We start from the raw sequence: 21,970 nt of genomic DNA, 5'->3' as shown, positions 1-21,970 counted from the left end.
ATTTTTCCTGCCTGCGCTAATTTGGCAGGTGAGCCACTATCACCGAGTCGCTTCAAGGCTCTTGGCTTATAGCTTTGTTTGCGGTTGGTATCAGCCAAACACACTATTGGAGTAAAGATATTGTCCAGACTCGCTGAATTTCGTGCAGCCGAAAAGGCCCTTCAAGAACAGCTCAAGCAGTTGGAATCCCTGAAGAACGATGCCGGGCTCAAGAAAGAAATCGAATTCGAAGAGAAGCTCCAGGGCTTGATGAAAACCTATGGCAAGAGCTTGCGCGACATCATCGCCATTCTCGACCCTAACCCGGCAAAATCCGGCCTGCAGCAAGCAGCACCGAAAACCCGCCGCGCTCGCGTGGTCAAGGTTTATCAGAACCCGCACACCGGCGAGCTGATTGAAACCAAGGGCGGCAATCACCGCGGCCTGAAAGCCTGGAAAGAACAGTACGGTGCAGCTACCGTCGACTCCTGGCTGCGCGGCTAACTCTCGCGGCGACAAAAAAAGCCCTGCTTATGCAGGGCTTTTTCATGGGCTATCTAAATGCCTGCGGCGAGCACAAGACAACTACCTGACCGCCAACTACTTTGTGCTTAATCCATTTGGATATCTAAAATTTTTTTCATGCATCGAAAAAGCACTGTCGCCAACTAAAGTTTCAAGCTGTTACGGGCTGCGTCTATTTCATCCTGGCTCGCCTTATAAGCCTCGGCCTGCCCTGCATAGGAAAAAACATAGGCCTTATCCGCATCCACCGCGGCCACCAATGTTTGCGAAAGCACATGCCTGCCGTTTTGCGTCACGGTGCAGGTTGTTTCCAGCGCGGCCAATCGACTCAAGGTAGTCGAATGAATTCGCGTACAGACACTTTGATACCCACCCTGAAAGAAGTCTTTTTGAACCGACTTGCGCATCTCCAGCAATACGCCTTCGAGGTTTACCTGATGATCGCTTTGCACCGGGCTCATGGTCAGCTCCATCACCAGGAGCGGCGATCCGTCCTGATCATTTTTCACCGCCCGCTGGCGACTCACACCCGACGCAGAGTCAGGGACGGCTTCGATCTGCCAGCCTTGCGGCCAGGTCACCACTGGCGCGTCGGCACGCGCAGCGCCCGCCAGCGAAAACACGCCCAGCAGGATAAACAGCAGGTTAAGGAATCGAATCATTGCAATCGGCACTCACGGATCAAGCCGTAAAGTCTGGGCCCAGGCCGGCTGTCAGGCAATAGCCGACCGTTTGGGTTTGGTGATGTCCGCCCCCTTGCGTATCATTGTCACCATTCGTTAGCCCACATATTTCCCGGAGGGCCCATGAGCCTGCACGAATTGAACACCTTCCCCGGCGTCACCGCCCAGCCGGACACCGCTACGCAGAAATTTGTCTTCAACCACACCATGCTGCGGGTCAAGGACATCACCAAATCCCTGGACTTCTACACACGCATCCTGGGTTTTACCCTGGTGGAAAAACGCGACTTCCCGGAAGCCGAGTTCAGCCTGTATTTCCTGGCGCTGGTCGACAAAAACCAGATCCCGGCCGATGCCGCCGCGCGCACCGAGTGGATGAAATCGATCCCTGGCATTCTCGAACTGACCCACAACCATGGCACAGAGAACGACCCGGACTTCGCCTACCACAATGGCAACACCGACCCGCGTGGTTTCGGCCATATCTGCATCTCGGTGCCGGACATCGTCGCCGCCTGCGAGCGCTTTGAAGCACTGGGCTGCGATTTCCAGAAACGCCTGAGCGATGGCCGCATGAAGAGCCTGGCATTCATCAAGGACCCGGACGCCTACTGGGTCGAGATCATCCAGCCGGCGCCTCTGTAGGAGCGAGCTTGCTCGCGATAAACCTGAGAACACCGCGGGGCACCTGCCAACCCGCGTTATCGTTGACGACCATCGCGAGCAAGCTCGCTCCTACATGAGTGATGTGCAAGACACAAAAAACCCCATGATCGTTCATGGGGTTTTGTGTTTTCAGCGCCGGGTTTTATGCCGGGGCGGACGTGCGGATCAGGTGATCGAAGGCGCTTAGCGAAGCCTTGGCGCCCTCGCCCACCGCGATCACGATCTGCTTGTACGGCACAGTGGTCACGTCGCCGGCGGCGAACACACCCGGCACCGACGTTTCACCGCGCGCATCGACAATGATCTCGCCACGGGGTGACAGCTCGATGGTGCCTTTGAGCCAATCGGTGTTGGGCAGCAAACCGATCTGCACAAAGATCCCTTCCAGTTCCACGCTGCGCAATTCGTCGCTCTGGCGATCCTTGTAGCGCAGGCCGTTGACCTTCTGACCGTCGCCGGTGACTTCAGTGGTTTGCGCACTGGTGATCACAGTGACGTTCGGCAGACTGTGCAACTTGCGCTGCAACACCGCATCGGCGCGCAACTGAACGTCGAACTCCAGCAGCGTGACGTGGGACACGATACCCGCCAGGTCGATGGCCGCCTCGACGCCGGAGTTACCGCCGCCAATCACTGCCACGCGCTTGCCCTTGAACAGCGGGCCGTCGCAGTGCGGGCAGTACGCCACGCCTTTGTTGCGGTATTGCTGCTCGCCCGGGACGTTCATTTCACGCCACCGCGCTCCGGTCGCCAGAATCAAGGTCTTGGCTTTGAGCGATGCGCCGCTGGCGAAGTGAATCTGGTGCAGCTCGCCATTTTTGCCGGGCACCAACTTGTCGGCACGCTGCAGATTCATGATGTCCACGTCGTACTGCTTGACGTGTTCTTCCAGGGCTACGGCCAGTTTCGGCCCTTCGGTTTCCTGCACCGAGATGAAGTTTTCGATGGCCATGGTGTCCAGCACCTGACCACCAAAACGCTCGGCCGCGACACCGGTGCGAATGCCTTTACGGGCCGCATAGATGGCCGCCGAAGCACCGGCCGGGCCACCGCCGACCACCAACACATCAAAGGCATCCTTGGCGCTGATTTTCTCGGCCTGACGCTCAATGCCGCTGGTGTCGATCTTCGCGAGGATTTCTTCCAGACCCATGCGGCCCTGACCGAAATTCACACCATTGAGGTAGATGCTTGGGACCGCCATGATCTGGCGCTCATCGACTTCAGCCTGGAACAGTGCACCGTCGATGGCGACGTGGCGAATGTTCGGGTTCAGTACCGCCATCAGGTTCAGCGCCTGGACCACGTCTGGGCAGTTCTGGCACGACAGCGAGAAGTAAGTCTCGAAGTTGAACTCGCCTTTGAGCGAACGGATCTGCTCGATCACCTCGACACTGGCTTTGGACGGATGACCGCCGACTTGCAGCAAGGCCAGCACCAGCGAAGTGAATTCATGGCCCATCGGGATGCCGGCGAAACGCAGGCTGATGTCGGCTCCCGGGCGATTGATCGAGAACGATGGCTTGCGTGCATCATCACCGTTGTCGAGCAACGTAATCTGGGTGGAAAGACTGGCAACGTCTTTCAACAGTTCGAGCATTTCCTGGGATTTCGCACCGTCGTCGAGGGAAGCAACGATCTCGATCGGCTGGGTGACCCGTTCCAGGTACGATTTCAACTGGGCTTTAAGATTGGTGTCCAACATACGGGCGATTTCCTTTTTGCTTTTGCGAAGACATAAAAAAACGCCCGAGCGAATCTCGCCCGGGCGTTTTTATTGGGCGGTGCAGCTTGCTTAGAAGGTGCGGAAGTCCGCCCTGATGAAGCGCGTCACAGACTTAGATCTTGCCGACCAGGTCCAGGGACGGCGCCAGAGTGGCCTCGCCTTCTTTCCACTTGGCAGGGCAAACCTGGCCGGGGTGAGCAGCGACGTACTGGGCAGCCTTGATTTTGCGCAGCAGCTCGGAAGCGTCACGACCTACACCGCCGTCGTTCAGTTCAACGATCTTGATCTGGCCTTCCGGGTTGATCACGAAGGTGCCACGGTCAGCCAGGCCTGCTTCTTCGATCAGCACGTCGAAGTTGCGGGAGATGGCGTGGGTCGGGTCGCCGATCATGGTGTACTGGATCTTACCGATGGCTGGCGAAGTGTTGTGCCAGGCAGCGTGGGCAAAGTGGGTGTCGGTGGAAACGCTGTAGATCTCGACGCCCAGCTTCTGGAATGCGTCGTAGTTGTCAGCCAGGTCTTCCAGCTCGGTCGGGCAGACGAAGGTGAAGTCGGCCGGGTAGAAGAACACGACAGACCACTTGCCTTTCAGGTCAGCGTCCGAGACTTTTACGAAGTCGCCATTTTTGAATGCGTCAGCTTTGAACGGTTTAACTTGGCTGTTGATGATAGGCATCGTTGACTCTCCGTCAGGGGTTAAGAAGTTGATGGAGAGAACTTTACCCACTCGACGAACGGAAGGCTCATTGGCAAACCTGATGCTGCTGATTGGCTTTCGCTATTAGCCGACTGTATTTATAGAAGAAAACGATCTCTAGGACTCGATCGGCTTTTCCGTAAGGCGCGCCATCCCGAGGAACGGACTGGCTTCGATGTAGCGCATGGCCGACTTCATGTCCTTCCAGCCCACATAACTCATCAGCGACTTCAGATCCCAGCCACTTTGATGCGCCCAGGTCGCAAAGCCACGGCGCAAGGAATGGCTGGTGTAGAGTTCACCGGCAATGCCTGCGCGCGCCAGCGCCTGGCGCAATAAGGGAATCACGCTGTTGGCGTGCAACCCCTCCTCACCCAGATGCCCCCAGCGATCGATGCCACGAAACACCGGCCCACGCACCAGTGCCGCTTCGGTGATCCATTCGATGTAAGCCTGCACCGGGCACAACCGCTGCAAGGCCGGCGTCTGATAAGTCTTGCCGAGGTTGTCGCGATCACTCTTGCTGCGCGGCAGATAAAGGCTGATGCCGGACCCGGCGCTGGCCTGCACGTGTTCAACCTGAAGCCTGCACAACTCGTCGCTGCGAAAGCCGCGCCAGAAGCCCAGCAGGATCAACGCCATGTCGCGCCTGGCCCGCAGCAATCCCGGTCGGTCGCCTTCGGCCCTTGCGATTTGCACTTCCAGCTCCAGACGACTGACCACCTGCTCCAGGTGTTGAAGCTGCAAGGGTTCGGCCTGTTTTTCCTGGGCCGGATGCAACGCACGGATGCCCTTGAACACCTTGCGCACCACCGGCGCCTTGGTGGGGTCGGCAAAACCCTGGCTGTTGTGCCACTGCGCCAAGGCCGACAAGCGCAGTTTCAGCGTATTGATCGACAACACGCCGGCATGAGCCACCAGATAGCGCGCCACGCTGTCACCGGTTGCCGGCAGAAAACCGCCCCACGTGACTTCGAAATGTTCGATGGCCGCCCGATAGCTGCGACGGGTGTTGTCGCGAGTCGCGGCTTGCAGATAGCGATCCAGATCGCTCATAGGGCATGAACCTGTTTTGACCGACTGTAGGAGCGAGCTTGCTCGCGATGATCGTTAACGATGACGCTGGTTGGCAGGTGCCCCGCGGCGGTCTCGGGTTTTTCGCGAGCTGGCTCGCTCCTACAGGGTTTGTGTACGGAAATCGCGCGAGGAATACTTCGAAACTGCGATCACACGGAGTAATACCAGTATATCCCGTGTTAATAACATTCAGCATTTAACTTTATCAATTGAATGGTACAATGTGTATTTACGTGGTACGTACCACATCAACAAAACCCGGGAGATCTCATGGCACGCGGCGGTGTAAATAAAGCGGTGGTGCAAGCCGCTCGGTTGGCGATCCTTGCCCGTGGCGAAAACCCCAGCATCGATGCCGTACGGATCGAAATGGGCAATACCGGCTCGAAAACCACGATTCATCGCTACCTCAAAGAGCTCGATGACAGGAACGAGGCGGTCGAAACGCCAGCAGAACCGATTGACGATGAACTGATGGCGCTGGTGGCGCGGCTCGCCCAAAGACTCAAGGAGCAGGCACAGGAACCCATCGACCAGGCGCGCACGCAGTACGAGGAACAACGCAAGGCTTTGGAAAAACAGCTCGACGAAGCGCAAGAGGCCAACAGCGAACTGCACCAGCAATACGAGTTCCAGAGCCTGGCACTGACTCAGGAATCCGAGGCCCTGCAAGAAACCCGCGCCATGCTGCAAACGGAGCAAACCCGTAACGCCGGGATGAACCAGGCGCTGGCCGATTTCGAATTGCGCTTGAAAGACAAGGACGAGCAGATCCGCTCCCTCGAGGAAAAGCACCTGCACACCCGCGACGCACTGGAGCACTACCGCAATGCGGTCAAGGAACAGCGCGAACAGGAAATGAGTCGCCACGAAGGCCAGGTGCAACAGCTACAGATGGAACTGCGCCAGGCACAACAAAGCGCACTGGTACGCCAGGATGAAATCACCCAGTTGCACCGCGACAACGAACGCTTGCTGACTGAAAACCGCGGCACACTGCGCGAACTGAGCCTGCTGCAGGAACAGCTCAAGCAAAGCAATACCCGCCAAGATCAGTTGCTGGAACAGGCCACCCGCGTCGACGGCGAGCGCACCCTCCTCCAGGAACGCCTGCGCGTCGCCTTGCTGGAAAGTCAGGCACTCAAGCAGAACGTCGATGAGCAGTCGCAGCTCAACAAGTCACTGGAAATTGAACTGACCAGGACCCGAACGGATCTGGAAGAACGCGTACGTCTGGCCGCAACCCTTGCGGCAGCGGCAGACGCAGCGAAGGACGATTAACCGGCGACCGGCGTGCGCATGGTGACGAACTCTTCGGCGGCCGTCGGGTGCACGCCGATGGTTTCGTCGAAGTCGCGCTTGGTGGCGCCAGCCTTCAAGGCAATCGCCAGGCCCTGGACGATTTCACCGGCCTCCGGGCCGACCATGTGGCAACCCAATACCTTGTCGGTCTTGGCATCCACCACCAGCTTCATCAGCGTGCGCTCCTGGCATTCAGTCAGGGTCAGCTTCATTGGCCGGAAGCGGCTTTCGAAGATCTGCACGTCGTGGCCGGCTTCGCGGGCCTCTTCTTCGGTCAAACCGACGGTGCCGATGTTCGGCAGGCTGAACACTGCCGTCGGGATCATCTTGTAATCCACCGCACGATACTGCTCAGGCTTGAACAGACGTCGCGCAACCGCCATGCCTTCAGCCAGCGCGACCGGTGTCAGCTGAACACGACCGATCACATCGCCCAGCGCCAGGATCGACGGCTCGGCGGTCTGATACAACTCATCGACCTCGACAAAGCCTTTCTTGTCGAGCTTGACCCCGGTGCTTTCCAGCCCGAGATTATCCAGCATCGGACGACGCCCGGTGGCGTAGAACACACAATCGGCTTCCAGCTGGCGGCCGTCCTTGAGCGTGACTTTCAGGCTGCCATCGGCCTGCTTGTCGATGCGCTCGATGTCCGCGTTGAATTGCAGGTCCATGCCACGCTTGGTCAACTCTTCCTGCAAATGCTTGCGCACGGAACCGTCAAAGCCGCGCAGGAACAGTTCACCGCGATACAGCAACGAGGTCTGGGCACCCAGACCATGGAAGATCCCGGCGAACTCGACCGCAATGTAGCCACCGCCCACCACCAACACCCGCTTGGGCAGCTCTTTGAGGAAGAATGCCTGGTTGGAACTGATGGCATGCTCGTGCCCCGGAATCTCCGGAATCTGCGGCCAGCCGCCGGTCGCGATCAGAATATTCCTGGCGGTAAAGCGCTCGCCATTGATCTCGACCTGATGCGGATCGACGATCTTCGCGTGCCCCTCATGCAAGGTCACGCCGCTGTTGACCAGCAGGTTGCGATAAATGCCATTGAGGCGATTGATCTCACGGTCCTTGTTGGCGATCAGCGTCGCCCAATCGAACTGCGCTTCATCCAGGCTCCAGCCAAAACCGGATGCCTGCTCGAAGTCCTCGGCGAAGTGCGCACCGTAGACCAGCAATTTTTTCGGCACACAACCGACGTTCACACAAGTGCCGCCCAGGTAGCGACTCTCGGCCACCGCCACTTTCGCACCAAACCCGGCGGCAAACCGCGCAGCCCGCACACCGCCGGAACCGGCACCAATCACATAAAGGTCAAAATCGTAGGCCATTTTCAATCTCCTCGGCAGGCCAACAGCATACCCGTAGACATTTGTGGGGCAAGCGCTGCAGACGATATGAGGCCGAAAAGTAAAAAACCTACTCGAGCGATTCGCCGTCCGACCTAATTTTCAATCAATTGTTGTGATCCGGGTATTTTGCCATAGTCAGGAAGTTATCTTTTGCCCCCCTATAGCTTTCGGATCAACACAGTAGCGCTCGCAGTCGCGATGACTTGACCCGACTGCTCAAGCTCACCAGAGAGAAAGCAAACCCGTCCTCCGCGCTTGACTACCCGCCCCCTCCCGATCAGAGCCCCTATTTTGGCCGGGGCATGAAAATTAACATTCAGGCTCAAGGTTGGCGCAAACTCACCCTCGTCAAGTGTTGCAGCTAGGGCTGGCCCCATCGTGTCGTCAAGCATCGCGGCAAGGAACCCTCCCTGTATATTGCCCTCCGGATTCGTAAAAGCGTCGATAGCCTCAAACAAGACTTCAACACTTCCTTCATTAGCATCAACTTTTAAGATTTTTATTCCTAGTGTTTCAGCTGCTCTCGGTGGCGGCAAACGCCCCTCCTGTACCATCCAGAAAAATGCTTTCCTATCCATTACGTATTCTCCGAATTTATATCATTAACCGGTACAACGTTGAGCCATAAAGGAAACAAGCTCCACTCTATTGCTTGCAGACAGTTTTTCCGACGCATTGTGCAGGTGATTTCTAACAGTATTTGAACTAATACCAAGGATGATCGCTATATCCGCGTTAGTTTTACCTTGACTTACCCAGTAGATAACCTCTTCTTCTCGCTCCGTCAGGGCCACCGGCTTTTTACTATCCACCAGATGAAATTCGCGCCCAATAGTTTGAGGAAGCTCATGTAATGCAGAATGAGTAATAGCTGCAATAGCATTGAGAAGGTCGACCACCCTATCATCACTTTCAGAGATATAGTTGTAAAACCCGAAGATAGAGACCGTTCCGGCTTCTCTATCAGAAAAGCCATGGATAACCATATTTCTATATCCATGAGCAACGAAGTTCTCCTCCCATGCTGAACATAATTGGCTGGGTATCTTTACCAACAGTGGCTTACCCGAAGCAAACCAAGTCGACAGCGGGGGACTTTGCACACCCCCTGCAGTCGTTCTGATACCCTTTCGATATGATAGAGGCAGGTTATGGGTAATTTCGCGATCCAACGACACACCGAGAGCATGCAACACACCACACCCAAAAAAACACGCATCATATCTAACGGCTTGATCAGTGAGTCGTTGAAAAAATCGGAGAAAGTCCCAGCAATTACGCATTTTCCCCCGAATCAAGCCCAATGATGGACTTGAACAATCTGATAGAGGCATCGCACTATTAAGTAAACTCTCGGGCAATTGATGCGTCATATATATGATTCTTCTTTTTATTTTAGTTATTATCTTTAAGGTGCAAATTATCAATCAGGGTAACGCGAGCAAGATAGCATCCAGGCATGACGCGTCAACACAAACTTGTAACAAATTAATCCTTTTAGCTTTGGAGATAGTTTGCCTGCGAAATTCGGACACCTAGACCTCTATCCCTGTAGCGTGAAGAAACCATAACTCAGAATAGCGAGGAGGAGCACGCAGGATAGAGACTACGTGTAGACCAATATGGGCAACAGGTCTCATCAATGGGTCAATGGTACATTCTTCCTATTCTAGCGCTCAGAAATGGCGATTATCGTAAGGATTCCAATCGCCAGGAGAGTCAACATGCACAAGTTTGACTTGATCGTACAGAAGACGAAGAACGAATATAAACAGTTCGTTGAAACCAATCCACTGTTGAGAGTCGTTGCGAGCGGTGGCATGACCAGAGCTCATTACGCATCTTACCTTCGTGAGACCTATCACTTAGTACGTCACACGTCCCGAATGCTGGCCTTGGGTGGAGCGCGCCTGAGCGATGATCGTCGGGGGCTTCGCAACTGGTTTTTTGAACAAGTTCTTGAAGAGAATGGCCACGATCTTTTCTGCATCAAGGATCTGAAAAATATTGGCCTTGATTCGGACTTCCTTCTTAATTCCCAGCCTTCTGCAGGCGCTTGGGGCTTGATTACCCAGAACTATTATATGGCAACCTATGGCAATCCCGTTGGCATCCTCGGGGTCGCGACGGCTACCGAAGGGCTAGGAGCCGACTTCGGCACCATGTTCGCGGATGTCATGACGGAACAATATGGGATACCAAGTAACGCAGTGACATTCTTGCGCAGTCATGGAGGATTCGATGCGAAGCACCTACAGGAAGCAATTGAGGCAATTGAGTTCGTTCATGATAACGAACTGGAGTACGTAGTGCATGCACGCCGTATGACGTTCCGCTTGTACGGTCAGTTATTCAATGACGTATTGACGGCAGATACAGCCGACGTGCCGCCTCTAAACTCTGCATTGGCGTAACGCTCAGATCGGAGAAGTGCATGAAAGATTTTTATGACCTGAGAAATTACTCAATTCGAGAGATAGATCGATCAGATCCTGACTCAACGTATCAGTATGAAAAAATCCTCAGGCAATCCTACGAGCCGCTCGGTTTTTTCACATCATCAATTTTGCCTGGACCAGACACCAAGTGCTTCGGCCTGTACTTTGACGAAAAAATGGAAGGGACACTTGGCCTATGCGAAACCCTGTATTCCGAGGCAAATCCTTACTTTCGATACCTGCCCGATATCGGGTACAGACCAAGACTTCTAGAAGCAACTAATGTGGTTTTAACGCCGAATTTTCGCGGCAACATTGCGATTGGCATTCTACTCCAAGAAGCTGCAACTCGAGCAATCAAAGACAATTTCGATTTCATAGTCGGAATAACTCGATATCAAACACTTAGATACTTTGTGGAGTTTGGCTTGGTTCCGATCGATCACCCCCCTCTTCACTTGCTGGGGCGTGATGATATCGACGATTGGATCATATACTACCAAACAAATGAGAGTTCCGCGGCGCTCTATCTAAAGGAGCGGTCTAATCGGTATTTTCACCAACAGAAAACGATGAGGGCGATTCGTCAGCGGCGAAAGCATGTCGAGTTTCTCCAACCCGAGTTAAAACAAAAAAGCTTGTCACATGATACCATTTGAAGAACAGTTCGCTGCTTATCGCCAACAGCATTTTGGCTTTGTTGACAGACTGATCTATCGGGAAAAGGCGGAAATTCTTGACCTATTCCCTGAAAGTGAATTAGCGGCCGAAGTTGTCAGAGATTTGGAAGCACTCGCAAATGCATCTGGACTCAAGCGAAAGCTCACCGACTTCATACTAAAAAATATACGAGCGCAAGTAGCGGGTAGTGTATCGGTTATTGAAGTTTGTGGAGGAAGTTGTTGGCTGCTCAGGAGTGTGACATCGCAAGTTGATCATGGTAAATTTCACATTCATGCCGTAGGAAGTGATCTTTCACAACGTCACATAGAAACCAACACAACTGCCTTCAGACATATGAACATTGAATGGCTTGTTGCAGACGCCACCAACCTTTTATTCTCAAACCTGAAATTTGATATCGCGCTGAACTGCCAGGCACTGCACCACTTTCCAGCGGGTATCGTTATCAAACTACTTCGGGAATTAAAGAGGATTTCCAAAAAGGTGATAATTTTTGATCTGCGGCGCACTTTTTATGGGCCTGTACTCGTACAGTCTCTATCGCCTTTTTACTCTAGTAGCTTCATCAGTGATGGAGTAGCGTCACACAGACGAGCCTATAGTATCCAAGAGATGGAATTCATTATTCGGATTGCCGATTTACCATACAAGGTCACCCCCTTTACCCCTGTGGGCATGCTTGTGGAGTCAATTTAATGGTTCGTGATTGGGCGTACTGTCTAGCCTTACTTCACCCTATGTCTGTCGGACTAGGTTTATGGACCGGTGGCTACTGGATCTACACCACTATAATTCTTGGCACTGTGGTTTATCCTGCTATCGAAATATTAGGCAAGCCAGTCGCCCCAACAAATAAAAATACTTATTTCCCAGCGATACCAGAGTTCATTGCTCGACTTACCACTCTAATTGTCATTACCGTAGTAGCCAGCACGATCATTACCATTCCACATGAAAAATTTACATCTTTCGAAAAAATCGTACTAATCTACAACTGCGGATTAACAACAGGAATTGTTGGAATTGTTTTAGCCCATGAAATGATTCATAGGGGAACTTTCATAAGTAGGCACTTAGGCACCGCCCTCATGCTTCTATCGAGCTATCCCCACTTCAAGTTGCAACACCTGTACAGCCATCACCCCAACGTAGCAACAGGGAAGGACCACTCATCAGCACAACACGGCCAGTCCCTATACAAATTTTACATCCGATCAATTTTTTTTGGTGGCATATCTATGTGGAAAAGAGAATGTGCCCGATCTGCAATATTCTCAGGCCATCAGTATCATCCCATTCACAACCGCGCTATAAGTCTATGGATTATTCAGAGTCTCGTTTACATAGCTATACTGCTTCTTCTTGGACCAATTGCGCTTGTTGCATTTATAGCCCAAGGTGTCATTGCAGTGCTTGTTCTTGAAACAGTGAATTACATGCAGCACTACGGGCTAAATAGGAACGGAGGCAGTCGCAAACCAAGCCACTCAAGCTCTTGGGACAATTACTCACTGACCAACTATGCATTATTTAATCTAGGACATCATTCAGATCACCACGTCCATCCTGCCAAACCCTTTCATGCCTTGAGCCAACAATCCGATGCGCCTGTTATGCCATATGGATATTTCACCATGGCAATAATTTCGCTTTTCCCACCACTTTGGCGATGGATATTGGACAAACACTCCCCTCACCTTACAACCGAAAAAACAAGACTGAGGTAATCATGGATGCACTCCCGAAAACGTATAACAAATACCCTGACGGGTATGAGCCTTTCCCCCAGCTATTTTCCTATGATGGCTTTGAACAAACGGTTGGTCCTTTGTTGCACAAGAACGAGGCAAACGCTTGGACATTCAAATTCCAAATTGATCAGAAACACTTGAACTCGCTGGAACGCCTGCATGGAGGCATGATCATGACCTTTCTCGACCACTCCTTGGGCGGTACTGCCTTTCACGCGACTGGAAATAAACCATGTATCACGGTGAGTTTACACACCGACTTTGTTGCTGGGGCAAAAGCTGGTGACTGGGTTATAGGTACTGCAAGGGTCAATAAGATTACCGGCAACTTGGTATTTGTATCCGGCGAGCTTCGAGTAAGTGAAAAACTCATTGCCATAGCAAGTGGCGTCTGGCGTTCGATAGAGTTCAGCACAAGCTAAGAAAATTTAGATATAAAAAGCAAAAATCCTCCCCATATAAAATAGAAAAAGGCCTTTCAGGCATCGGCATGTCTTACTGCGATATAAAAGCAAACGCCCCGAACGATGTCGGGGCATTTACTTTGTCTATTACTTGATTTAACACTAAATCAAGTAAATTCTCACAAGAACCTCAAACGCTATCAATAAGCCTTGCCCGTCTTGTAGAAGTTCTCGAAGCAGAAGTTGGTCGCGTCGATGTAGCCTTCAGCGCCACCGCAGTCGAAACGCTTGCCTTTGAACTTGTAGGCAATCACGCACCCATCTTGCGCCTGTTTCATCAGGGCGTCGGTGATCTGGATCTCGCCGCCTTTGCCTGGCTCGGTTTGTTCGATCAGGCTGAAGATGTCCGGCGTCATGATGTAACGACCGATGATCGCCAGGTTCGACGGGGCATCTTCCGGTTTTGGTTTCTCGACCATGTTGCGCACGCGGTACAGGTCATCACCAATCAGGTCGCCTGCAATCACGCCGTACTTGCTGGTTTCCTGCGGGTCGACTTCCATGATCGCGACGATGGTGCAGCGATACTGTTTGTACAGCTTGACCATCTGCTTGAGTACGCCGTCACCTTCCAGGTTGACGCACAGGTCATCCGCCAACACCACGGCGAACGGCTCGTCGCCGATCAGCGGGCGACCGGTCAGGATCGCATGACCCAGGCCTTTCATTTCTGTCTGGCGAGTGTAGGAGAACGAGCACTCATCCAGCAGGCGACGGATGCCGACCAGGTATTTTTCCTTGTCGGTGCCCTTGATCTGGTTTTCCAGCTCGTAGCTGATGTCGAAGTGGTCTTCCAGGGCGCGCTTGCCGCGACCGGTGACGATGGAGATTTCGTTCAAGCCGGCATCCAGTGCCTCTTCGACGCCGTACTGGATCAGTGGCTTGTTCACCACCGGCAGCATTTCTTTGGGCATGGCTTTAGTCGCTGGCAGGAAGCGAGTACCGTAACCGGCTGCTGGGAACAAGCATTTCTTGATCATATAAGTCCTTGTAAGGCTGTGCGTGTACGAGTTTCGGCGCAGTCTAATCAGGCGGCGAGCACCTTACAATGCCCCGCTCTGGCTAACCGATGCCAACATAGAGAAATAATCTTGCCGATAGTTCCCTGCGGGAGTGCGCAGGCGATTGCACAGCCTCTTATGCATAGCAGAGACTGGCGCAAATGCACGGCCTTCTACCGCCCGGAACCCGTCACCATACGCCCATCGCCCCCCGTTGCGTGCGTTTGCCGGTATCATGGCGCGATTGAACCAGACAACGAGGCAAATAGATGTCGGAAGCAAAAAGCGTCAACGGATTCCTGATCAACAAGGTGAAAGACGGCCAATGGTGGGTGGCCAGTGTCGCCGGTGAACATATCGCCGGGCCTTTCCCTTCCGAAGCCCTGGCAATCGAGGTGGCCTCGGTGCTGGAGCTTGAGCACCCGGAACCCAAGCGACGCGGCAAGGACAAGAGCTGACCGACGCCTCTCTCGAATAGCCCTGCCATGGCGCAGGGCTTTTTTATGGTTCTTTCACTGGTTTGGAGGTGACTTCGTTTTCGACGCGAACGCGGTCTCCTGGAGCTGGCTTGTCGGGTCGCCGCATCGCAGCGATGGTCGTTAACGATAACGCGGGTGAGCTGGATAAACGCGGCGCACTGGAGTCCATCGCCAGCAAGCTGGCTCCTACAGTTTCAGCGTGGGCACGGTCCTTTGTGGGAGCTGGCTTGCCAGCGATGGTCGTCAACGATAACGCGGTTAACTGGATAAACGCGGCGCGCTTGAGTCCATCGCCAGCAGGCTGGCTCCTACAGTTTCAGCGTGGGCACGGTCCTTTGTGGGAGCTGGCTTGCCAGCGATGGTCGTTAACGATAACGCGTGTGAACTGGTTGAACGCGGCGCGCTTGAGTCCATCGCCAGCAGGCTGGCTCCTACAGTTCCCAGGAATGCGTGAAGGAACTTTCTTAATAGGAACACCGAAAAAGAAGTGGCCTTTGGCTATAACCTTTTGAGTCCGACGCTGTCTCAGCCTTAGCCCACCCCCCTGACGATGATCAAACCATGAATAAAATTTTGCCTTTGCTAGCGGTATTGGCCCTGAGCGGCTGCGCAACGTCGGAAGAAACCTACCTGGGCAACGGAGAGCAGGGTCTGACGATCGATTGCTCGGGAGAGGCGAATTCCTGGGCCGCCTGCTACGAAAAGGCCGATGCCTCCTGTGCAGGTACCGGCTACCGGATTGTCGGCACCGACGGCACGCCAGCGCTCAAGGTCAGTGAAAAAACCCTCGGCGCCGATATCGGCAATTACAAGAACCGCAGCGTCGTGGTGGTCTGCAAATAAGGCGCTCGGCCCTACAGATGAATTTCGGCGAACTTGATCCCGAGTCCGCGCACTGTTTCGATCAAATCGTCGAGTTTGCCAAAGGACTCGACTTCGTCATTGTCATCCACCAGGAAATAGCTGCGCCCGGCGCTTTTCTTGAAAAACACGATCCATTCCCCCAGCTCCGCCGGATTCTGGATCACATGGGTGGCAGAGATAAGTCCCTCTGCATGACGCTCCCGGACCTGCTCTCGTTTCATAGTCGACTCCAGAAATGACGATGCCGCCAAAGCCAGGCTTTGGCGGCATCGGTGCTGTGGGTCGATAGTTTATCAGCCGGAAATGCACTCGGTGGCAGCCTTCTGTACATCCTTTGGACGCACCGGGACGTTGGACATGCTTTCGTGCAGCTTGATGCTGCTGCCACCGGAGCGCTCTTCAATGTCGAAAACGGCTGACGGCCCCGTGGAATACTTGAGCGGCACGATCACACGCAGGCCATCCTTGTGCGGTTCGATTTGCAAGGCGCCACGACTGTCGGTCAGTTTTTCGCTGAGGCATTGCGCATATTCATGGGGGTTCTTGCCAGAAATCACGCTCATGGTCGGCAGTGACTCGTTGATGTCAGAGACGTTCGCACAACCACTCACCAATGCCGCCAGCGAAACAACCCACAAACCCCACTTCATACAAAACCTCCGATAAAGAGGCTCGGACAACGCAGATGCGTTTTTTCTCCGAGGCAAACTGCTTTATCGCTCATCAAAGGTGAAATTAGCGTTTTTTATTGTCAAGGCGGCCGGATAATAAGGCCTTCGGGCTGATAAACTGCGCCCATCGCCCATGCTATCGTTTTGATTTTGTAGAAAAAGCCCTTCTGGAGGCGCCCCATGAAATTTATCCATCAGCGCGAGCACCTCAATGAAGACGACATCGTCGTCATTCAATGCTCCCAAATGTGCAACATCCGTTTGATGAACGACGCCAACTTCCGCAGCTTCAAGAATGGCGGCCGTCACACCTATCACGGCGGTGCGTTCGACACGTTTCCGGCGCGCATCACCGCCCCCAGCACCGGTTTCTGGAACATCACGATCGACACCGTCAACCGCCGCGCTATCAGCGTGACGCGCAAGCCCACCCTGACGCACTCGATCAAAATCATTCGCCGTTCCAGCACGAAACTGAGCTGATCAGCACACCCGAAACACAAGACAGGCAGATACGACCGTGGCCCAAACGACCAAGTACGTCATCAAATACAAACTCAACGGCGAGCGCCGCTTCGAGTTTGCCCAGCTTGAAAACGGCACCGCAGAAGAAGCCAAAGCGGCGCTGGATGCCATTCATGGACAGGACGACGTCATCAGCGAAATCAGCGTCAGCAAAGCGCTGTAACGCAATCCGGAGCGACAATGGACGTCGGCTCCCGTTCGCAGTTCGACCGCAAGCGCCGGAGTGCCTGCTGCATTCAAGTCCTCCAGACTGGCCACCTCAACCACTAGAGGCCCGGCAATGAGCGAGCAATATCTGGACCGGCTGGACTGGCCCCGACTGGAACAGCAACTCGACCTGGACGGTTACGCCGTCATCCCTTCACTGCTGAGCCACAAGGCTTGTGATCAGGTCAGCGCCCTGTACCCCCGGACCGAGTCCTTTCGCTCGCACGTGGTGATGGCTCGTCACGGCTTCGGCCGCGGCGAGTACAAGTATTTCAGCTACCCGTTGCCGGACCTTGTGGCGCGCTTGCGCAGCGCGCTCTACCCGCGCCTGGCGCCCATCGCCAATCGCTGGCATGAACAAATGGGTTTGCCGCAGCGTTTTCCTGACACTCATCCCGCCTTCCTCGAGCGCTGTCATGCCGCTGGTCAGAACCGTCCGACCCCCTTATTGCTGCAATATGGTCCGCAGGACTACAACTGCCTGCATCAGGATCTGTACGGTGAGCACGTTTTCCCGCTGCAAGTGGCGATTCTGCTGTCGGACCCCGATCAAGACTTCACCGGTGGCGAATTTGTCATGACCGAACAACGCCCGCGGATGCAGTCACGGCCGATGGTCATCGACCTGAAGAAAGGTGACGGGCTGATCTTTGCCGTCAACCAGCGGCCGGTCAAAGGCACTCGCGGTTACTACCGCGTGACCCTGCGCCACGGCGTGAGTCGCCTGCACAGCGGCAAACGGCATACCCTTGGAATCATCTTTCACGATGCGACATGAGCCCATGAACCCGCTGACTTTCGATCTGTTTGCCGATGCAGAGCCCGAGCGAGAACCCGGGCGAGAACCCGGGCGCGAGCAGATCGGTGAACAATCCTGGGTGCTCAGAGGCTTCGCCCTGCCCTGGCTCGAGCGCTTGCTGCCCGCTCTGGAGGCAGTGCTGGCGGCCGCGCCGTTTCGGCAGATGGTCACGCCCGGCGGCTTTACCATGTCGGTCGCCCTGAGCAGTTGCGGCACATTCGGCTGGACCACGGACCGCACCGGATACCGCTACACCCGTCACGATCCCCAGACCGGTCAGCCCTGGCCATTGATGCCCGAGGTGTTTCTCCAACTGGCACAAGCGGCAGCGCAGGCAGCGGGTTTCAGCGGTTTTGTGCCCGATTCCTGCCTGATCAACCGCTACATCCCCGGGGCAAAAATGTCATTGCATCAAGACAAGGACGAACATTCCTACGCAGCCCCCATCGTTTCGGTATCGCTGGGCTTGCCGGCGATGTTCCTGTTCGGCGGCTTTGCACGCAGTGACAAAAGCCAGCGCATCCCCCTGCTGCATGGTGACATCGTGGTCTGGGGTGGCGTGGATCGCCTGCGTTATCACGGCGTATTGCCGATCAAGGACGGCCTTCACCCAAGACTGGGCGAGCAACGCATCAACTTCACCTTCCGCACCGCCGGATGAAGACTTCGAATTTGACCGCAAGCGCCGGAGTGTGTGGGAATGGCCCCATGGTTAATCTGCAGGCAACTCCTCAAAGGACGTGACGCCATGACAACCCGATCGACCAGGATCACCACCGAAAACGATCCGCGCTGGGCCGCCGTGGTCGCGCGCGACCCCAAGGCTGACGGGCAGTTTGTCTATGCCGTGAAGACCACAGGCATCTACTGCAACCCCAGCAGCCTCGCGCGCCTGCCCAAGCCACACAATGTCGAATTCTTCGATAGCGCCGAACAGGCCCGGGCCGCCGGTTATCGTCCGAGCAAGCGCGCGGCAAAGGATCAGAGCGAACTCGCCGCGCAGCATGCCGCCACCGTGGCCGCTGCCTGCCGCCAGATTGAAAGCGCCGAAACGCTGCCCACCCTGGGCGACTTGGCCGAGGCTGCGGGATTGAGCAGCTTCCACTTCCATCGCGTGTTCAAAGCCGTCACCGGCCTGACGCCCAAGGGCTACGCCGATGCCCATCGTTCACGCAAGGTGCGCGAGCGCCTGGCAGACGGCGGCTCGGTGACCGATGCCCTGTATGACGCCGGCTTCAACTCCAACAGCCGGTTTTACGAAGCGGCAGACCAGTTGCTCGGAATGAAACCCGGGGACTACCGCGCGGCCGGGCAAAACAACAACATTCGTTTTGCCGTGGGCCAGTGTTCGCTGGGGGCGATTCTGGTGGCGCAAAGTGAACGCGGGGTTTGCGCGATTTTGCTCGGTGATGATCCGCACCAACTGGTTTGTGATCTGCAAGACAAGTTCCGGCGAGCCAATTTGATTGGCGCCGATCAGGCGTTCGAAGCGTTGATTGCCAAGGTCGTCGGCTTTATTGAAGCCCCGGCGATTGGCCTGGACCTGCCATTGGATGTACGCGGCACCGCATTTCAGGAGCGGGTCTGGCAAGCACTGCGGGAGATTCCCGTTGGCAGCACGGCGAGCTACGCCGATGTCGCGCTACGCATCGGTTCGCCAAAAGCCGTTCGCGCCGTCGCTCAAGCCTGCGGCGCGAACAGCCTGGCCGTGGCGATCCCGTGCCATCGCGTGGTGCGCAGCGATGGCAATCTCTCGGGCTATCGCTGGGGTGTCGAGCGCAAACGCCAGTTGCTGGAGCGCGAATCGCGGTAATCAGCGATTCACATCCACCACCACGCGGCCGCGCAATTGCCCGGCAAGCAAGCGCGGTGCGGCCTCAATGGCTTCGCTCAAGCCAATTTCGTGACTGATCAACGGCAACAGGTTGAAGTCCAGGTCCTCGGCCAGGCGACTCCAGGCCTCCACGCGCTTGGCTTTGGGCTGGGTCACGCTGTTGATGCCGGCCAGGGTCACACCGCGCAGAATGAAGGGCGCAACGGACGCCGGAAAGTCCATGCCCTGCGCCAAACCGCAGGCCGCGACGGTGCCATTGGCCTTGGTGCTGGCGCACGCATTGGCCAGGGTGTGGCTGCCGACCGAATCAATGACGGCCGCCCAGCGCTCCTTGGCCAAGGGTTTGCCCGGCTCGGATAGCGTGGCGCGATCGATGATTTCGCTGGCGCCCAGTTGCTTCAGGTAGTCGTGCTCCGACGTACGTCCGGTGGACGCGACCACTCGATAGCCAAGCTTGCTCAGCAACGCGATGGCGAAACTGCCGACGCCACCGTTGGCGCCGGTGACCAGGATTTCACCCTGCCCGGGCGTCACACCGTTATGTTCCAAAGCCAGGATGCACAGCATGGCCGTGTAGCCGGCCGTACCGATGGCCATCGCCTGGGCGGCGGTGAATGCCTTGGGCAGCGGGATCAGCCAGTCACCGTTCAGGCGAGCTTTTTGCGCCAGGCCGCCCCAATGCCCTTCCCCTACGCCCCAGCCATTGAGCAGGACATGGTCACCGACCTTGTAGTCCGGATGCCCGCTGACCTCGACCACACCGGCAAGGTCGATGCCCGGCACCATCGGGAACTTGCGCACCACCGGACTGCTGCCGGTGATCGCCAGGCCATCCTTGAAGTTCAGCGTGCTGTAGGCGACACGCACCGTGACATCGCCCTCGGGTAACTGATCGTCCTGGATCTCTTGCAGTGTGGCCCGGTAACCGCTGTCGTCTTTGTCGATCAAAATACCTTTGAACATTAAGGCCTCTCAATGGAATCAGTCGGGTTGTGGTGCATTTGAAATAACACATGGCAACAGATTGTCGTACTCGACTATAAGCCAATCAGCCACCCCATCGGCGCGAAGCAAGCCTGGCGAAATGAAAAGACGACTGGCCTTGCGCCAATCGTTGCGTTACAAATCCTGTTCTACCGTCCCTGCCCTGCTTCAACGTCGGAGAACACAGCACATGAACCCATGGCCAGATACCCGCATTCTTGACCTGCTCGGGATCGAACTGCCGATCATTCAGGGGCCGATGGCCGGTGCCACAAACTCGTCCATGGTGATTGCGGCCTGCAATGCCGGCGGCCTCGGCTCGATGCCCGCGGCGATGCTGAGCATCGATCAACTGCGCGAAGAGCTGAAAACCATCCGCCAACACACCCGGCACCCGATCAACGTCAATTTCTTCTGTCATCAGCCTCCAGCCCCTGATGAGCAACGCGCGCAGGACTGGAAAAATCTGCTGCAACCCTACTACCAGGAACTCGGCGCCGATTTCGATGCGCCAACCCCGGTGTCCAATCGAGCGCCGTTCGATGACGCGGCCTGCCAAGTGATCGAAGAGTTTCGCCCCGAGGTGGTGAGCTTCCACTTTGGCTTGCCGGAAAAGTCCCTGCTCGACCGGGTCAAAGCCACCGGTGCGAAAGTCTTGTCCTCGGCCACCACCGTCGAAGAAGCCGTGTGGCTGGAGCAGCATGGCTGCGATGCGATCATTGCCATGGGCTATGAAGCCGGAGGCCATCGCGGGATGTTTCTCAGCGATGACCTGAGCAGCCAGGTGGGGACTTTCGCCCTGGTGCCGCAAGTCGTCGATGCAGTGAAAGTACCGGTGATTGCCGCTGGCGGCATCGCTGATGCACGAGGCGTCGCCGCTGCCTTCATGCTGGGGGCGTCGGCGGTACAGGTGGGCACCGCATACCTGTTCACCCCGGAGGCCAAGGTCAGCCCGTCCCATCACAAAGCGTTGCGCACCGCCAAGGAAAGCGAGACGGCGGTGACCAACGTGTTCACCGGCCGCCCGGCCCGGGGCATTCTTAATCGGGTGATGCGTGAACTGGGCCCCATGAGCGCCAAGGCCCCGGCCTTCCCCCTGGCCGGTGGCGCGTTGATGCCGTTGCGGGCCAAAGGTGAAGCGGAATTCAGCAACCTCTGGGCCGGCCAGGCATTTACTCTCGGCGTTGAATTGACCACCGAGGCACTGACTCGAAAACTGGCTGAAGAAGGATTAGCGAGGCTGCTAGGTCGCCTCTGAG

27 protein-coding genes are annotated in these 21,970 nt (G+C 55.5%); 16 read left to right on the top strand and 11 right to left on the bottom strand.

Annotation, left to right across the window (positions count from 1 at the left end; all coding sequences use genetic code 11):
• The first annotated feature begins 120 nt into the window (after positions 1-120).
• A complete protein-coding gene (locus AC3WN7_RS09110) occupies positions 121-483 on the top strand; it encodes a histone-like nucleoid-structuring protein, MvaT/MvaU family (RefSeq protein ID WP_008065377.1) in 363 nt (120 codons plus the stop codon).
• Between the two features lie 164 nt (positions 484-647).
• Here the strand turns inward: AC3WN7_RS09110 and AC3WN7_RS09105 are convergent, their stop codons facing one another.
• Positions 648-1,166 carry a DUF4946 domain-containing protein gene (locus AC3WN7_RS09105; RefSeq protein ID WP_095966631.1) on the bottom strand — a complete coding sequence of 173 codons (519 nt, stop codon included), beginning with the start codon at positions 1,164-1,166 and terminating at the stop codon, positions 648-650.
• 144 nt (positions 1,167-1,310) lie between these two features.
• Here AC3WN7_RS09105 and gloA point away from each other — a divergent pair, with 144 nt between their 5' ends.
• The gene (gene gloA / locus AC3WN7_RS09100) at positions 1,311-1,832 is read left to right on the top strand and encodes a lactoylglutathione lyase (protein ID WP_095966630.1); all 522 of its coding nucleotides are present in this window, start codon (positions 1,311-1,313) and stop codon (positions 1,830-1,832) included.
• A 163-nt stretch (positions 1,833-1,995) separates the two neighbouring features.
• Here the strand turns inward: gloA and ahpF are convergent, their stop codons facing one another.
• The 3 genes from ahpF to AC3WN7_RS09085 form a co-directional block, all read right to left on the bottom strand.
• Positions 1,996-3,558, bottom strand: a complete 1,563-nt coding sequence (gene ahpF, locus AC3WN7_RS09095; protein WP_102675173.1) for an alkyl hydroperoxide reductase subunit F — start codon at positions 3,556-3,558, stop codon at positions 1,996-1,998.
• Positions 3,559-3,691: 133 nt separating this feature from the next.
• Positions 3,692-4,255, bottom strand: coding sequence for an alkyl hydroperoxide reductase subunit C (ahpC, locus tag AC3WN7_RS09090; protein WP_007975937.1), 564 nt, complete (start codon positions 4,253-4,255; stop codon positions 3,692-3,694).
• A gap of 138 nt (positions 4,256-4,393) precedes the next feature.
• Entirely contained in the window at positions 4,394-5,332 is a 939-nt protein-coding gene (locus AC3WN7_RS09085; protein ID WP_095966628.1) for a site-specific integrase, read from the bottom strand.
• A gap of 291 nt (positions 5,333-5,623) precedes the next feature.
• Between AC3WN7_RS09085 and AC3WN7_RS09080 the strand changes: the two genes are divergently transcribed.
• Positions 5,624-6,634 (top strand): DNA-binding protein, encoded by a 1,011-nt coding sequence (locus tag AC3WN7_RS09080; protein ID WP_095966626.1) that lies wholly within the window; start codon positions 5,624-5,626, stop codon positions 6,632-6,634.
• On the opposite strand, the gene gorA is transcribed toward AC3WN7_RS09080, so the two are convergent.
• The 3 genes from gorA to AC3WN7_RS09065 form a co-directional block, all read right to left on the bottom strand.
• Positions 6,631-7,989: a glutathione-disulfide reductase gene (gene gorA / locus AC3WN7_RS09075; RefSeq protein WP_102675174.1), complete on the bottom strand. Its 1,359-nt coding sequence runs from the start codon at positions 7,987-7,989 to the stop codon at positions 6,631-6,633. The genes AC3WN7_RS09080 and gorA overlap by 4 nt on opposite strands.
• A gap of 179 nt (positions 7,990-8,168) precedes the next feature.
• On the bottom strand, positions 8,169-8,588 hold the full coding sequence (locus tag AC3WN7_RS09070) for a PaaI family thioesterase (RefSeq protein ID WP_007975942.1): 420 nt from the start codon (positions 8,586-8,588) through the stop codon (positions 8,169-8,171).
• Between the two features lie 24 nt (positions 8,589-8,612).
• The gene (locus AC3WN7_RS09065; protein ID WP_158247852.1) at positions 8,613-8,996 is read right to left on the bottom strand and encodes a helix-turn-helix transcriptional regulator; all 384 of its coding nucleotides are present in this window, start codon (positions 8,994-8,996) and stop codon (positions 8,613-8,615) included.
• A 738-nt stretch (positions 8,997-9,734) separates the two neighbouring features.
• Here AC3WN7_RS09065 and AC3WN7_RS09060 point away from each other — a divergent pair.
• The 5 genes from AC3WN7_RS09060 to AC3WN7_RS09040 are packed head-to-tail and all read left to right on the top strand — an operon-like array spanning position 9,735 to position 13,305.
• Positions 9,735-10,424, top strand: coding sequence for an iron-containing redox enzyme family protein (locus AC3WN7_RS09060; protein ID WP_158247853.1), 690 nt, complete (start codon positions 9,735-9,737; stop codon positions 10,422-10,424).
• 20 nt (positions 10,425-10,444) lie between these two features.
• Positions 10,445-11,107: a hypothetical protein gene (locus AC3WN7_RS09055; protein WP_007975945.1), complete on the top strand. Its 663-nt coding sequence runs from the start codon at positions 10,445-10,447 to the stop codon at positions 11,105-11,107.
• A complete protein-coding gene (locus AC3WN7_RS09050; RefSeq protein WP_102675177.1) occupies positions 11,094-11,828 on the top strand; it encodes a class I SAM-dependent methyltransferase in 735 nt (244 codons plus the stop codon). Before AC3WN7_RS09055 ends, AC3WN7_RS09050 begins: the two co-directional genes overlap by 14 nt.
• The gene (locus AC3WN7_RS09045) at positions 11,828-12,859 is read left to right on the top strand and encodes a fatty acid desaturase (RefSeq protein WP_102675178.1); all 1,032 of its coding nucleotides are present in this window, start codon (positions 11,828-11,830) and stop codon (positions 12,857-12,859) included. Before AC3WN7_RS09050 ends, AC3WN7_RS09045 begins: the two co-directional genes overlap by 1 nt.
• A 2-nt stretch (positions 12,860-12,861) precedes the next feature.
• Positions 12,862-13,305 (top strand): PaaI family thioesterase, encoded by a 444-nt coding sequence (locus AC3WN7_RS09040; RefSeq protein WP_158247854.1) that lies wholly within the window; start codon positions 12,862-12,864, stop codon positions 13,303-13,305.
• 182 nt (positions 13,306-13,487) lie between these two features.
• On the opposite strand, the gene galU is transcribed toward AC3WN7_RS09040, so the two are convergent.
• The gene (gene galU / locus AC3WN7_RS09035) at positions 13,488-14,327 is read right to left on the bottom strand and encodes a UTP--glucose-1-phosphate uridylyltransferase GalU (RefSeq protein ID WP_007975949.1); all 840 of its coding nucleotides are present in this window, start codon (positions 14,325-14,327) and stop codon (positions 13,488-13,490) included.
• 290 nt (positions 14,328-14,617) lie between these two features.
• Between galU and AC3WN7_RS09030 the strand changes: the two genes are divergently transcribed.
• Both AC3WN7_RS09030 and AC3WN7_RS09025 read left to right on the top strand, forming a co-directional pair.
• The gene (locus tag AC3WN7_RS09030) at positions 14,618-14,806 is read left to right on the top strand and encodes a hypothetical protein (protein WP_095966624.1); all 189 of its coding nucleotides are present in this window, start codon (positions 14,618-14,620) and stop codon (positions 14,804-14,806) included.
• Positions 14,807-15,388: 582 nt separating this feature from the next.
• A complete protein-coding gene (locus AC3WN7_RS09025) occupies positions 15,389-15,670 on the top strand; it encodes a hypothetical protein (RefSeq protein ID WP_015094930.1) in 282 nt (93 codons plus the stop codon).
• Between the two features lie 11 nt (positions 15,671-15,681).
• Here the strand turns inward: AC3WN7_RS09025 and AC3WN7_RS09020 are convergent, their stop codons facing one another.
• Both AC3WN7_RS09020 and AC3WN7_RS09015 read right to left on the bottom strand, forming a co-directional pair.
• A complete protein-coding gene (locus AC3WN7_RS09020; protein WP_102675181.1) occupies positions 15,682-15,912 on the bottom strand; it encodes a hypothetical protein in 231 nt (76 codons plus the stop codon).
• Between the two features lie 72 nt (positions 15,913-15,984).
• Complete coding sequence (locus AC3WN7_RS09015; RefSeq protein ID WP_095966622.1) at positions 15,985-16,341, bottom strand: hypothetical protein; 357 nt, start codon at positions 16,339-16,341, stop codon at positions 15,985-15,987.
• A gap of 201 nt (positions 16,342-16,542) precedes the next feature.
• Here AC3WN7_RS09015 and AC3WN7_RS09010 point away from each other — a divergent pair, with 201 nt between their 5' ends.
• The 5 genes from AC3WN7_RS09010 (at position 16,543) to ada (ending at position 19,706) form a co-directional block, all read left to right on the top strand.
• The gene (locus tag AC3WN7_RS09010) at positions 16,543-16,845 is read left to right on the top strand and encodes a DUF1883 domain-containing protein (protein WP_007912251.1); all 303 of its coding nucleotides are present in this window, start codon (positions 16,543-16,545) and stop codon (positions 16,843-16,845) included.
• A gap of 37 nt (positions 16,846-16,882) precedes the next feature.
• Entirely contained in the window at positions 16,883-17,050 is a 168-nt protein-coding gene (locus tag AC3WN7_RS09005) for a hypothetical protein (protein ID WP_007985513.1), read from the top strand.
• Positions 17,051-17,167: 117 nt separating this feature from the next.
• Positions 17,168-17,872 (top strand): 2OG-Fe(II) oxygenase, encoded by a 705-nt coding sequence (locus AC3WN7_RS09000; RefSeq protein WP_102675182.1) that lies wholly within the window; start codon positions 17,168-17,170, stop codon positions 17,870-17,872.
• Positions 17,862-18,554: a DNA oxidative demethylase AlkB gene (gene alkB / locus AC3WN7_RS08995; RefSeq protein WP_102675183.1), complete on the top strand. Its 693-nt coding sequence runs from the start codon at positions 17,862-17,864 to the stop codon at positions 18,552-18,554. Before AC3WN7_RS09000 ends, alkB begins: the two co-directional genes overlap by 11 nt.
• Positions 18,555-18,641: 87 nt before the next feature.
• Complete coding sequence (ada, locus tag AC3WN7_RS08990) at positions 18,642-19,706, top strand: bifunctional DNA-binding transcriptional regulator/O6-methylguanine-DNA methyltransferase Ada (protein WP_102675184.1); 1,065 nt, start codon at positions 18,642-18,644, stop codon at positions 19,704-19,706.
• Here the strand turns inward: ada and acuI are convergent, their stop codons facing one another.
• Positions 19,707-20,690 carry an acrylyl-CoA reductase (NADPH) gene (gene acuI / locus AC3WN7_RS08985; RefSeq protein ID WP_095966618.1) on the bottom strand — a complete coding sequence of 328 codons (984 nt, stop codon included), beginning with the start codon at positions 20,688-20,690 and terminating at the stop codon, positions 19,707-19,709. It lies immediately after the preceding gene.
• A 211-nt stretch (positions 20,691-20,901) separates the two neighbouring features.
• Here acuI and AC3WN7_RS08980 point away from each other — a divergent pair, with 211 nt between their 5' ends.
• The gene (locus tag AC3WN7_RS08980) at positions 20,902-21,969 is read left to right on the top strand and encodes an NAD(P)H-dependent flavin oxidoreductase (RefSeq protein WP_095966617.1); all 1,068 of its coding nucleotides are present in this window, start codon (positions 20,902-20,904) and stop codon (positions 21,967-21,969) included.
• Position 21,970: the final 1 nt, after the last annotated feature.

It is taken from the genome of Pseudomonas sp. FW305-70 (genome assembly GCF_058783925.1).
Note: the sequence above shows the minus strand (reverse complement) of the source record. Positions and strands in the feature narration are given on the sequence as shown.